Annotated in this window: 9 protein-coding genes; 2 read left to right on the forward strand and 7 right to left on the reverse strand. The window is 53.1% G+C overall.

The annotated features are described in order from the left end of the window. Positions 1-513 precede the first annotated feature (513 nt). Together ACYVG7_RS08735 and ACYVG7_RS08740 are read left to right on the forward strand one after the other, a co-directional pair. Positions 514-891 (forward strand): hypothetical protein, encoded by a 378-nt coding sequence (locus tag ACYVG7_RS08735; RefSeq protein ID WP_182928040.1) that lies wholly within the window; start codon positions 514-516, stop codon positions 889-891. Positions 892-893: 2 nt separating this feature from the next. Continuing rightward, positions 894-1712 carry an RNA-guided endonuclease InsQ/TnpB family protein gene (locus tag ACYVG7_RS08740; RefSeq protein WP_447192525.1) on the forward strand — a complete coding sequence of 273 codons (819 nt, stop codon included), beginning with the start codon at positions 894-896 and terminating at the stop codon, positions 1710-1712. 33 nt (positions 1713-1745) lie between these two features. Here the strand turns inward: ACYVG7_RS08740 and ACYVG7_RS08745 are convergent, their stop codons facing one another. The 7 genes from ACYVG7_RS08745 to ACYVG7_RS08775 form a co-directional block, all read right to left on the reverse strand. Then, positions 1746-4844: an HsdR family type I site-specific deoxyribonuclease gene (locus ACYVG7_RS08745; protein WP_460882767.1), complete on the reverse strand. Its 3099-nt coding sequence runs from the start codon at positions 4842-4844 to the stop codon at positions 1746-1748. Then, positions 4841-6136, reverse strand: coding sequence for an AAA family ATPase (locus ACYVG7_RS08750; protein WP_460882768.1), 1296 nt, complete (start codon positions 6134-6136; stop codon positions 4841-4843). Before ACYVG7_RS08750 ends, ACYVG7_RS08745 begins: the two co-directional genes overlap by 4 nt. A gap of 1 nt (position 6137) precedes the next feature. Further along, on the reverse strand, positions 6138-7319 hold the full coding sequence (locus tag ACYVG7_RS08755) for a restriction endonuclease subunit S (RefSeq protein WP_460882769.1): 1182 nt from the start codon (positions 7317-7319) through the stop codon (positions 6138-6140). After that, the gene (locus ACYVG7_RS08760) at positions 7316-8356 is read right to left on the reverse strand and encodes a PDDEXK nuclease domain-containing protein (RefSeq protein ID WP_161507988.1); all 1041 of its coding nucleotides are present in this window, start codon (positions 8354-8356) and stop codon (positions 7316-7318) included. Before ACYVG7_RS08760 ends, ACYVG7_RS08755 begins: the two co-directional genes overlap by 4 nt. Beyond that, the gene (locus tag ACYVG7_RS08765) at positions 8353-9909 is read right to left on the reverse strand and encodes a type I restriction-modification system subunit M (protein ID WP_460882770.1); all 1557 of its coding nucleotides are present in this window, start codon (positions 9907-9909) and stop codon (positions 8353-8355) included. The genes ACYVG7_RS08760 and ACYVG7_RS08765 overlap by 4 nt, the downstream gene beginning before the upstream one ends. 216 nt (positions 9910-10125) lie before the next feature. Continuing rightward, complete coding sequence (locus ACYVG7_RS08770; RefSeq protein ID WP_460882771.1) at positions 10126-11757, reverse strand: ATP-binding protein; 1632 nt, start codon at positions 11755-11757, stop codon at positions 10126-10128. A gap of 28 nt (positions 11758-11785) precedes the next feature. Beyond that, positions 11786-11992: a helix-turn-helix domain-containing protein gene (locus tag ACYVG7_RS08775; RefSeq protein ID WP_161507985.1), complete on the reverse strand. Its 207-nt coding sequence runs from the start codon at positions 11990-11992 to the stop codon at positions 11786-11788. Positions 11993-12212 lie beyond the last annotated feature (220 nt).

Genomic DNA, 12212 nt, shown 5'->3' on the forward strand with positions numbered 1-12212 from the left:
ATGAAGCGTTACGTGGAAGCAATGGGTGGGAAGCTGCGTGTTGATGTTGAGCTTCCTACAGGGAGGCATGTCGGTTTCAACGTTTAAAGGAAGGCAAAAAAGCGCTTGCTTTTGAACGTCGACTCGCTGAATCACTACCAAGATCAGACGAGTTATTAGTGTTAAAAAACCAAATTCTCCAACATGGCCAATGATGCTAAAAGCTGGAAATTAGTATTGCCGTATTAGTCTCAAAAGACGATGAGAGTTTTCGCTCAGCAAAATTGCTGCTTCCTGGTTTTGGCTTTCTTCACCAGTCCCTCGTCAGCGGCAGCTCGGCGCAACACTTCATCACCGACCATTTGAAGAAGAGCACTACGTGCGCCTTCAAAGTACTGATAATCGAGTGCTTATCAGCCAGGCCGTAAAACCCCGTCATTTATGGCGGGGATATAAGGCTGCACTTGCTTGTGAACCAGTCCTGCGCAATACTGCTGTATATATATCCAGCGTAATAACCCAGAGCCGCCAGTTGTGAAAGATTTCCGGGTCATCAAAGTCAATATCGGTACGCCGACTCGCAGACAGACCGAGCTGCGGGTCGAGGCCGGGCGACTCTGGCGCCGACTGGTCCGGTTGCACAAATACTGCCGCCGCCGTCACTGGGCATGGCCCTCCGAAAGCCAGCTCAAACAACATTTCAAAGGCCGGTTTGGTCTGCATTCCCAAACCATCCAGGCACTCATCGAAAAGTTCATCGCCAATATCGACTCCACCCGCACCAAACGCAGCGCAGGCGACAAGAGCGCCCGCTATCCGTGGCGCGACCAGAGAAAATTCCAGGTGGTCATGTGGAAGCCCTCGGCCATTCGTCGTCACGGTAACCGGCTTTCCTTGTCCAACGGCGCCTGACTTTGAGTCAAACCGTGGCCGAGCCGGTTTCTGCCGGAATGAATGTGGTCGCCGCCGATATGGGCATCATCCATCTGGCTGTCATGACCGATGGCATTCAATCCAGTGGCGTTGTCGGCCGTGGACTGCGCTCGCTGGTGCAGGGCAAGAACCGCAGGCTGGCCATCTATCAGACCGCGCTGTCGAAAACCCAAAAGGGCTCGCGGCAAAACCGCAAACTGCGTGTGGCCAAAGCCCGGATGTTGCAGCGCTACCGCAATCAGGTTCACAACCTGCTGCACCATGCTGCCAACCAGATGCTGGACTTCTGCCAAGCGCGTGAAGCCGGAACCCTGGTGGTCGGTGACATCACAGACATGCCGCGCAACAAGCGCAAACAGAAGAAGGGTTCACGCCGTCTGAACCAGGGCAACTCGGGTAACCCGCTGGGCCAGCTCTATGGCTATCTGGCCTACAAGGGCAAACGCCGGGGCATCGAGCTGGTCAAGCAGAACGAAGCCTATACCTCGCAAACCTGTCCTGCGTGTGGCCATCGCCATAAACCCGCAGGCCGAGTCTACCATTGCCGCCAGTGCGGCTATGTGGGCATTCGGGACAATGTTGGTGCCTGTAACCAACTGAACAAATACCAAAACGGTGGAACCATCATCCCTGACTGGTTGATGCCACCGGAAACCGTGAAGTATCGCCGTCCCGTGACATTACGGCGCGGCGTAGACCGTCTGACTGGCGGCATGTTGCTGGATACCACCCTCACTGCGGATGCAGGCTCTTCGGGGCCAGGCTCTCACGAGCCGTTGTGTCTGCGGTCTGTGGCTTGATCCAGAATCCTCTTCCTTCAGGGGGAGGAGCAGTCAAAGTTGCCCGCCTACACCCTTGAACTTCTCAACAAAGGCAGCGATCTTCTGGAAGACAGTCTGCTTCTTGGTCAGGAATTGCGGGTTCAATGGGCTCATCTTAGGCAGAACCGCATTGAGCTCCGTGCCATTCTCGGTGGCGAACTCGCGCTTCAGTGAGTTGGTGATATAGCGCTTGGCGGCTTCTGCGTTCAGGCCCTCGTCGCTAATCAGCTCTGCAGCCTCTCGCTGCTGTTCCGCTTGAGCGAAAGTGAAGAAGGCCTCAATTACGCTGGCCTTGTCGCCGATCTGGTCCAAATCGGTCTGGTTGATGAAGTCCACCACCAGACTTTCTTTCGCGCGGTTGCCCAGGCTGGCACGAATCACACGCCGCACTTCATCCACCAGTTCAGACTTGCTCTTGGTCTTCTTGTTGTGCTCGAAGATCAGTTCCAGGATGTAGTCCAGGTTGATTTCCTGAGACTTCAATAGGTCCACCTCAAAGACCACGTCATCCCAGTCAATGGTGGACTTCTCTTTCTCGGCCCCAGCCTTCTCACGGCGTAGCCAGTCGCGCACGTCGTTGTAGGTCGAGCGATAGTCCTGAACCTTCCGCTCGGGCGGGAGCGTGATGGCTTGCAGCGTGGTCAGATCTTCATCACTCAGGTAGTGCTTGGCCTTGAATGTCTCAACTGCGGCAGGGTCGGCCAGATCGACGCTTTGCAACTCCTTCAAGCTGGCAAATTCGTCATAGTTCTGCAGCACGTTCTCGACGCGTAGGTATTCGCCGAACAGCTTGGCGAAGGCTTTTTTGTCAGCTTCCTTTTCAATGGCCGATGGATCGGGAAAGCGGGTTTTCAGCTCGTTCACCACGGCGACAAAACCACGTCGCGCCTCACCGGTGGCCGCATCGGTGAAGCCTTCCATGTACTCCTGGTAGCTCTTCTCCAGCACCACGTTCTTGGTGTTCTTATCACCGAACAAGGTGATGGCGTCGATGGTCGCCTGTTCCAGGTCGCGGAAAGTGACGATATTGCCGAAGGTCTTGGTGGCGTCAAAGATGCGGTTAGTACGCGAATAGGCCTGCATCAGTCCGTGGAAGCGCAGATTCTTGTCGACAAACAACGTGTTGAGCGAGGGCGCATCGAAGCCGGTCAGGAACATACCCACCACGATGAGCAGGTCGATCTCCTTGGCCTTCACCTGCTTGGCCAGGTCTCGGTAGTAGTTCTGGAAGCCGTTGCTATCCACGCTGAAGTTGGTTTTGAACAGTGCGTTGTAATCCGCAATGGCTGCGCTCAAAAACTCCTTGGCGCTGCTGTTCATTGCGGATACATCAAAGCTTTCATCCTGAATATCGCCGATAGCATCCTGCTCCTCATTGGCGGCGAAGGAGAAGATGGTCGCCACGCGCAAAGGCTTGTCGCTATCCTTCTGCAAGGTCTTGAACGACTCGTAATACAGCTTGGCGGCATCGACGCTGCTCACGGCAAACATAGCGTTGAAGCCCTTGTTGCCCGCGTGCAGGCGGTGGGTTTTCTGCCGGAAGTTGGTCAGGATGTACTGGGTAATTTCGCGGATGCGGTCAGGATGCAGCAGGGCTTGCTTGTTCTCTGCCGCACTCAGCTTCTTTTCGTCCTTCTCAGTCTCGATGGCCTTGAACTGCGGGCGAACATCGTTGTAATCCACCTTGAACTTCAGCACTTTCTCATCGCGAATCGCGTCGGTGATCACGTAGGAATGCAACTCGCGGCCGAATACGCTGGCGGTGGTTTCCGCACCCAGCGCGTTCTCCGGGAAGATTGGGGTGCCGGTAAAGCCAAACTGATAGAACCTCTTGAACTTCTTCTGCAGGTTCTTCTGCGCTTCACCGAACTGGCTGCGGTGACATTCATCGAAGATGAACACGACCTGTTTGCCGTAGATGGGCAAATCACCTTCACTCTTCATCAGGTTATTGAGCTTCTGGATGGTGGTGACGACGATCTTGTTGTCGTCCTTCTCCAGATTGCGCTTGAGGCCAGCCGTACTATCAGAGCCATTCACGCTGTCGGGAGAAAATCGCTGGTATTCCCGCATGGTCTGGTAGTCCAGATCCTTGCGGTCCACCACGAAGAACACCTTGTCGATGAAATCCAGCTCCGTCGCCAAACGCGCCGCCTTGAAGCTGGTCAGCGTCTTGCCGGAACCGGTGGTGTGCCAGATAAAGCCACCGCCCTCAAGACTGCTCCAGCTCTTGGCCTGATAGGCGCTCTTGATCTTCCACAGAATGCGCTCGGTGGCTGCGATTTGATAAGGGCGCATCACCAGCAGTGTATCGCTCACGTCGAACACCGAGTAATGCAGCAACACATTAAGCAGGGTGTGTTTCTGGAAGAAGGTGGCCGTGAAGTCCTTCAGGTCCTTGATCAGCGTGTTGTCCGCCTTCGCCCAGTTCATGGTGAAGTCGAAGCTGTTCTTGTTGCGCTGCGTGGTGTTGGCGAAGTAGCGGCTGTCGGTGCCGTTGGAGATCACAAACAGCTGCAAATACTTGAACAAGGAATTCTCGCTGTTGAAGCTCTCCTTGCTGTAGCGATGCACCTGGTTGAAAGCCTCGCGGATGGCCACGCCGCGCTTCTTCAGCTCTACTTGTACCAGTGGCAGGCCATTGACCAGAATCGTCACGTCATAGCGGTTGGCGTGGCTGCCCGTCTGTTCAAACTGCTTGATCACCTGCACTTTATTGCGGGCGATGTTCTTCTTGTCCAGCAGGTAGATGTTCTGGATGCGGCCATCGTCAAACACGAAGTCATGGATGTAGTCATCATGAATTTTGCGCGTCTTGTCGACGATGCTGTCGCTGGGTTTGTCCAACCAGGTCTCAACAAAACGCGCCCACTCGCCTTCGGCAAACTGCACGCTGTTCAGCGCCTGCAATTGCACCCGCACATTCGCCAGCATGGCATCGGGCGTGGTTAGCGCAGGTAAATATTCATAGCCCTGATTAACTAAGTCTTGGATCAGTTCACGCTCTAAATCACCTTCGCTCTGGTAGCCCTCAGCAATTTGGTCTTGGCGTGTGTATTTATCTAAAACAATAAAGTTATTCGATTCTGCAATACTTTTATAGCTGGTCATTGTAACTCCTGCTTCTTGAAGCCATATGTTCTAAACAAGTGATTGACTAAAGCTTCAAGATTTTCCTTATCTTTTTCTTCAATATCTGTAATTTCTTCCCCAGCATGTGCAGAGTGGCTGGCCAAGTTAAGAATTCTGTTTGAAAATGGATCAGGTGAGCCATCAGCGGTTTTTATCAAAAGATCTTCCCAGCGCGGATACCCAAGGAAAGTAGCGGTTTTTTCTAAAATATTTCTCATGAATGAAAAGTGATACTTTCTGACTTGTTTATTTTTAATAGCTTCACGAATTTCAGATAATAAGAATAGATGATACGAAAAGGGGTGATCATTCGAACTGAACAGTTCGAAAGTTTCGTCAATATTTTTAACAAGCCGATGCTTTTCTGATTGATCGCGTTTATACAACCACGTTGGGCTTTTACCTTCTGCTGGGTTTTTAAGGTCGTTATTTAACTCATTGTGTAAAACATTATAAAACAATGGGCTATGAGTAGTGATGACGAATCTGAGACCGCGGCCTTCAAAGTAATAGCTTCTTTTGATTAAGTCAGCTAAATCAACGGCCAGTTCAATAAGGTGGGTATCATCCAATGAACTCACTGGATCATCAATAAATACGTATTCTAAGGCATCAAACTTACGAGTAATTCTATTGGTAGTATCTTGTTCATTAAGGGTGGAAATAACTTGTTGTAAAAGGGTATACATAACACTCCAAACAAAGTTGCTTTCCTCACCTTTTGAAATTTTTATTACTTCGTATTTACCATGAACGACATTTTCGACACCATCAGACGCAGCAACAGCAGCCTCATAGTCAACTGGTTCATTCGCGACTACTTGAAAAGTGACCTCAGAAAATGCAGGAACCGTTACTTCTTTTTCATCAATTTTAGCTTTGTATTTTTCATTAAAAATTGGGGTGGCTTTGCTACCCGTATAACGTTGAAAGTTTGTAACGATGTTACCGTCTTCACCTAACTCTTTTAACAAGTCTATCAACCAACCCGTAAAAGTATTTGGTTGTATTTTTAACTTTGGGTTCGAATCTTCTTTTAAATCGTTGTCCCAGTAAAACAAGTCTTCTGTAAAGGCGTTGTAATACAGGAACTTTTCACGCGATTGCCCAGCGTCTCCGTCAGTACCATCGTCTTCTTTAGAAGGAACAATTTCCTCCTTAAATGCTCGTGACAATCGAGTTTTCCCTGTGCCATTAAAGGCATAGATCAGCTGTACCTTTTTATTCTTGCTCTTTAAGTCTTTAGCTATGTCCTTTAGTTCCTTACCCATATTAAGCTGCCGCCTCTTCAGGTTTAGGGAAACTCAGCAGTAGATCGCGGAAATACTCGTATTGCTTCTGGCGCAGTTCGATTTCGCGGGGAAGGCCTTCCGTGATGGAGTTGGTTAGCGCGTCGAATTTGTCGAGGATGGCGACGATTCTGTTTTGCTCAGCCAAGGGCGGTACCGGAACTGTGACGCCCAGAATCCAATCTTTCTTCAGATGTGTTTGGTCGACCCCACTGTCATAGGAGAGGAGTTGCCTATTTCGATTCATCACATAGTGAAGAAACTTTGGCGCCAATTGCGTTGGTTCCTTTACCCTCAATAGGCAGACTCGCTGATTAGCTGCATAGCGTCCGTTTTCTTCGATGAAAAATGTCTTAGCTAGTGCCCTTCCGTTTGGGAGGTCGCTCATGACCATCGCGACATCATTCTTCAGTGCTGGAGTCAACACGTCATCCGTCTTTACATATCGTGCCGACCTGCCGTCTGTTGAAATGAAACCCGCAGTTAGAAGTGCCACATCACCATCCGGCGAGACGAGCTTCTCGTGCGGTTTTGCATTATGAAAGTATGCAATTTCGCTCAGAGATTTCCACTCCACCTCCCCATCTTCAAAACTCAATAACTTGTCGCGGTAGTAGTTGTATTGTTTTTTGCGGGCAGTAAGCTCGGCAGTAAGCTCGGCGGTAAGCTCGGTGAAGGCATCCAGAATGCGGACGATTTCGGCCTGGATTTCAATAGAGAGGATGGGAACTAAGTATTCGTCACGAATTACAGATGGATGCGCCTTCTTTATGTAGTCAAAGACTTTCGTTTCCCATGCTCCAGACAGAACATGAAAAAGAAAACGGGTGTTCAAGAGGGTCGTATCGTTTACCCTTAGCCAGCCACACACATTCGTTACAGAGTATCTATGCGCTTGGCGATGAAAAAATCGTCCTCCACCATCGATTGACCAAGTTATTCGCTCATCCTCAAACATGAATTTTCCATAGCGACCGAATATGCCGCTGCCCGATGCGGAAGACGAATAAACCGGGTAATCGCCAGAAAAACTCGACAAATCATTCTTCGAAATTACATTGCCACGCCCTAACTTTAGTACGCCAGCGTCTTCAAGGGCCCCTAGCGCCTTCCACTCAACGTCAACGCCATCCAACAGCTTTTCCAAAAAATTCATGTCGCTCATGCGTTGCCTCCTTGCAGTTCGCGTTCGATTTGTTCAATGCTGGGCAAGCTGGTTTTGAGGGGGTCGGGCAGCGATTGGATCAGTTTGTATTCGGCAATGCCCATGGGCTGGGTTTTGTCGCCCAGCGCGTATTCGGCCACCACCTTGTTTTTGCTCTTGCACAGCAACAGGCCGATGGTGGGGTTGTCCAGTTCGTGCTTCACCTGCTTGTCCACGGCGGTCATGTAAAAACCCAACTGGCCCAAATGCTCGGGTTTGAACTTGCCACCCTTGAGTTCAACCACCACATAGCAGCGCAATTTCAGGTGGTAAAAAAGCAGGTCGATGAAAAATTCGTCACCGCCCACATCCAGCAACACCTGCCGACCAACGAAGGCAAAGCCCGCGCCCAATTCCAGCAGAAATTCGGTGATGTGTTTGACCAAAGCATGCTCAACCTCGTGTTCTTGCGCTTCGTCGGTCAGGCCCAGAAAGTCGAAGCGGTAGGGGTCTTTGATTGATTCGCGCGCCAGATCGGACTGTGGCTTGGGCAAACTGGCATCGAAGTTGGTGACAGCTGAGCCGCTGCGCTCTTGCAAGCGGGTTTCGATTTGCATCACCAACACATTGCGCGACCAGTTGTGCTCAATGGCCTTTGCGGCGTACCAGCGGCGCGCTTCGGGGCTGGACAACTTGTCCAGCAGCGCCAATTGGTGATACCACGGCAATTGTGCAAGCACCGCTTGCACAAATTCGGTATCGGGCCAAGCCTCGGCGAAAGCACGCATGTACTTGAGGTTGCGCGGCGAAAAACCTTTCATGTCGGGGAAGGCGGTGCGCAAATCGTGCGCCAGCCGTTCAATCACCTTTGCGCCCCAACCTTGTTCCTGTTGCCGGGCCAAAATATCGTGGCCCATTTGCCAGTACAGCAGCACCAGTTCGCGATTGACGGCCAGCGTGGCCCGCTGCTGGGCGCTGTGGATTCTGGCTTTTAACTCCCTGAGCCAGTCGGCGTAGCCTGCGGGCGCGGGCAGCAGTGTGGGTGGCGTGTCGCTCATGCGTTTGCCCCCGTGCCTTCAATCTCCGCCACGATGGCGTCTATGTCTTTGCGTAGCCGGTCGATCCTGGCCACGGTGGTTTTCAGCTCAGCGTTGAGCCGGGCGATGTCCACCACTTCGCGGTTGTCCTTGGCTTCCACATAGCTGCTAACCGACAGGTTGTAGTCGTTGGCTGCTACCTGCTCAAACGGTACCGACTTGGCAAAGTGATCGACGTTTTCCTTGCTGTCGAACACGGCCATGATTTGCTCGATATGCGTATCCAGCAGGACGTTGTTATTGGTTTCTTTCTTGAATAGCCCGCTGGCGTCGATGAACTGAGTAGTCGTGTCTTTCTTGTTTTTCGCCAGCACCAGAATGTTCACGGCGATGGTGGTGCCAAAGAACAGGTTGGGGGCAAGGGAAATCACGGTTTCGACGTAGTTGTTATCCACCAGATACTGGCGGATTTTCTGCTCGGCGCCGCCGCGATAAAAGATACCGGGGAAGCAGACAATCGCCGCGCGGCCTTTGCTGGAAAGGTAGCTCAAGGCATGCAGCACAAAGGCAAAGTCGGCCTTGGACTTGGGCGCGAGCACACCAGCCGGGGCAAAGCGGTCGTCGTTGATCAAGGTCGGGTCATCCGAGCCAATCCACTTCACCGAATACGGCGGGTTAGAGACGATGGCATCAAACGGTTTGTCGTCGCCGAAGTGCGGGTCGATCAGGGTGTTGCCGAGCTGGATGTTGAACTTGTCGTAGTTGATGTTGTGCAAGAACATGTTCATCCGCGCCAGGTTGTAGGTGGTGTGGTTGATTTCTTGCCCGAAGAAGCCGTCTTCGATCAGGTGCTGGTCGAAATGCTTTTTGGCTTGCAACAGCAGCGAGCCCGAACCGCAGGCGGGGTCGTAAATCTTGTTGACGCTGGTTTGCTTGTGCATAGCCAGCTGGGCGATCAGCTTGGAGACATGCTGCGGCGTGAAGAACTCGCCGCCGGATTTGCCGGCGTTGGCGGCATAGTTAGAGATAAGGAACTCGTAGGCATCGCCGAAGAGATCAATTTGATTATCTGCAAAGTCGCCGAAATCCAACTCTGCGACCCCTTTAAGCACTGCCGCCAGACGGGTGTTTTTGTCTTTTACCGTGTTACCCAAGCGGTTACTGGTAGTATCGAAGTCGGCAAACAGCCCTTTGATGTCTCGCTCTGACGGATAGCCGCTGGCCGACGCTTCAATGTCGGCAAAGATGTGAGCGAGATCGGTATTCAGGCTATCGTTGCTATTGGCATTTTTTGCCACATTTACGAAGAGATCGCTGGGTCGGATAAAGTAGCCCTTGGTCTTGATTGCGTCCTCTTTGATTTCTGGCGTGATCACACTATCCGGCAGTGCTGCGTAGTTGATGCTGTCATCACCTGCTTCTATGTAGCTAGCAAAGTTTTCGCTGATAAAGCGATAAAACAGGGTGCCCAGTACGTATTGCTTGAAGTCCCAACCATCGACGGCACCGCGGACGTCATTGGCGATGGCCCAGATCTGGCGCTGTAGGGCAGCGCGTTGTTCGTTACTTGTCATCTTAAAAGTCCAGTTTTGATTCGTTGGGTCCGGCTCAGGCGCGATGCTTGAGCAGGAGTAAATGGGTTGTTACGGCAAGAGGGCCGCGTTCTATCTCCCGGCCTTCTTCGCCTTGGGTCGATAGAAATCCTCGATTCTTCAGGCGGTCACCAACATATCGCCCGACTTCTATCGCCCACCTATCGACGATAGTGCGCAGGTTGTCCGATAGGCTGCTCATGCCAGCGCCCAGTAGCGCCGCCAGCGCTTGTTACCCTCAAAGCGGACTTCCCCGCGCTCGATCAGCTCTTCCAGCGCGCGCTTGACTTGCTTGGGATGGATTTCGCCGCCGACGCGCTGATGGATGTCGCTGATGGCCGACCTGGGGTAGCGCTGCAGGTCTTCCAGTACCAGCGCGGCCAAGCGGTGTGGCTCAATGCGCTTGAGTGTGGTCTCGCCGGTGAACTGGAGGCTGCGCAGCAAGCTGGGGTCAACAAAATAGCGTGTTGCCTGGGTACGCCCGGCGCTTTGCACCAACTGCCAGTCCAGTAGGCGCTTTAGCCAAGGTTGCAATGCTTCAACCGACGGCAGCTCAAGCGACGTTACCAGCTCGCGTGCCGTCAGGGCATCGTGCTGCGCCAATAGGCCCAACGCGATCCTCTCGCGCTGCGTGAGCTGGTAGGTCTGATCTGCTTTCGCAATGAAGTCGATGACCTCAGGCTTGAGAATGCGGCGGCGCACTGTCACCTGCACACGATCGTGGGTCTCGATCAACTCGGGAGCCGGGCGGCCCTGTGAGAGCAGTACCTCGAAGATCTTGTCGAAGCCGCTGCCTTCCCGCTCCATCAGTTTCAAGTCATGGAACAGTCGTGCCAGGTGTTCGTTACGGCGTACCGTAGTGTGGAGCACGTTCTGCGGCGAGACGCCCAGCGGTAGCGGTCCAGGGTTGACCACTTCCAGCCGGTCTGGATGCAGGTTCAAGAAGATGTCACCGCGCTGGGTGTAGGGACGATGTACCAATGCGTTGACCAATAACTCGCGCACCACGATTTCATCGAAAGCGGGCACGTTCTGACGGTACAGGCCATCGGGCAGCTCGTAGCGCTCGCGGAAGTCTGGCACCTCCTGCCAGACCGCTTCGATCAACTCCATCGGGCTTTGCGTGTGGTCGTCCCAAACCAGCTTGTTGACCTTCTGCCCGTGCTCGTCGTACTTGATGAACTGGATGACCGGAGCGGTGGTCAGTTGAGCGCGATGATGATGGCGACCGAGACTGAGCACGCCCAGATTGGTGAGGTTCGGCCCTTGTGCGAGCTGATAGTGATCGAGCAACTCATCGTCAGACTTCTCTTTCACGGACGGCTTGGCGCGATCCGATGCGCGCAAGGCTTCGAGCAGCTTGTCGCGTTTGGCAGGATCAATTTCGGTACGTGGAACATGCAAGGTGGTTTGCGTTTCCCATGGCAATGCGGAACGCTCGCTGGCGAGGCGCATCACGTCATCACCCGTCACGGGCTTGCTTTGGTCGGCTACGCGCAGGAAGTAGCGGCCGTCCGTGGTAGATGCAACGGCCATGGCGCGCGGAATGAGCAATTCGATGTATTGGCCGCCATTCGGGGCGATGGTGACATCCGGCAGCACCGTCACGTTGACCGTGCGCTCTGCCAGCTTGCGACGCAGTGTGTCTGGCAGGTCTGGAGGGACACGCTGATCGGCGGGAGGCTCGCTCTGGCCATCCTCGATCCCCAGCAGTAGGCGGCCACCGGTTGCATTGGCAAAGGCAATGCAATCCTTAGCAATTTCGTTCCAGTCCGCCGTCTTGCCAGTCACGGCCCGCAAGGACTTTTGGTCAAGGAGTTGCCCTTCCAAGCTCACGCGTCACCTTCCCCTGCTGGATTTATTTTTGTTCGCTCCCATCGCCCGATTCTTCATCGGCACCTCCAGCTCGTACCCACTCATCCACTTCCGAGAGCTGGAACTTCCACAGCCGCCCTACGCGGTGCGCGGGCAGACCCTTGCGCTCGCGCCAGCGGTACACGGTGTCCTTGGCCACGCCCAAGTGCTGGGCGACGTGCTCGGCGGTAACCCACGGTTCTTTGCTCATGTCGTTGGCGCTCGGATTATGCGATTCAAAGTCGTATTAAATCGTTTGAAGTCTACCATTTAGGTGCTGTGGAAGCATCCCGATTGCCTTTGACTGCGTTCGCTGTAAGTTGAATGTGGTAACACGGGGCGCAGTGCCACACTGTCACCACCATGGCTACACACTGTCACCACCATGGCTACACACTGTCACCACCATGGCTACACACTGTCACCACCAT

This window comes from Pseudaeromonas pectinilytica (genome assembly GCF_054780855.1).

Excerpts from the sequence above, each read along its gene's own strand:
- ACYVG7_RS08755 (WP_460882769.1), bottom strand. The coding sequence starts at position 7,319 with ATGAGCGACATGAATTTTTTGGAAAAGCTGTTGGATGGCGTTGACGTT.
- ACYVG7_RS08745 (WP_460882767.1), bottom strand. The coding sequence starts at position 4,844 with ATGACCAGCTATAAAAGTATTGCAGAATCGAATAACTTTATTGTTTTA.
- ACYVG7_RS08765 (WP_460882770.1), bottom strand. The coding sequence starts at position 9,909 with ATGACAAGTAACGAACAACGCGCTGCCCTACAGCGCCAGATCTGGGCC.
- ACYVG7_RS08760 (WP_161507988.1), bottom strand. The coding sequence starts at position 8,356 with ATGAGCGACACGCCACCCACACTGCTGCCCGCGCCCGCAGGCTACGCC.
- ACYVG7_RS08775 (WP_161507985.1), bottom strand. The coding sequence starts at position 11,992 with ATGAGCAAAGAACCGTGGGTTACCGCCGAGCACGTCGCCCAGCACTTG.
- ACYVG7_RS08750 (WP_460882768.1), bottom strand. The coding sequence starts at position 6,136 with ATGGGTAAGGAACTAAAGGACATAGCTAAAGACTTAAAGAGCAAGAAT.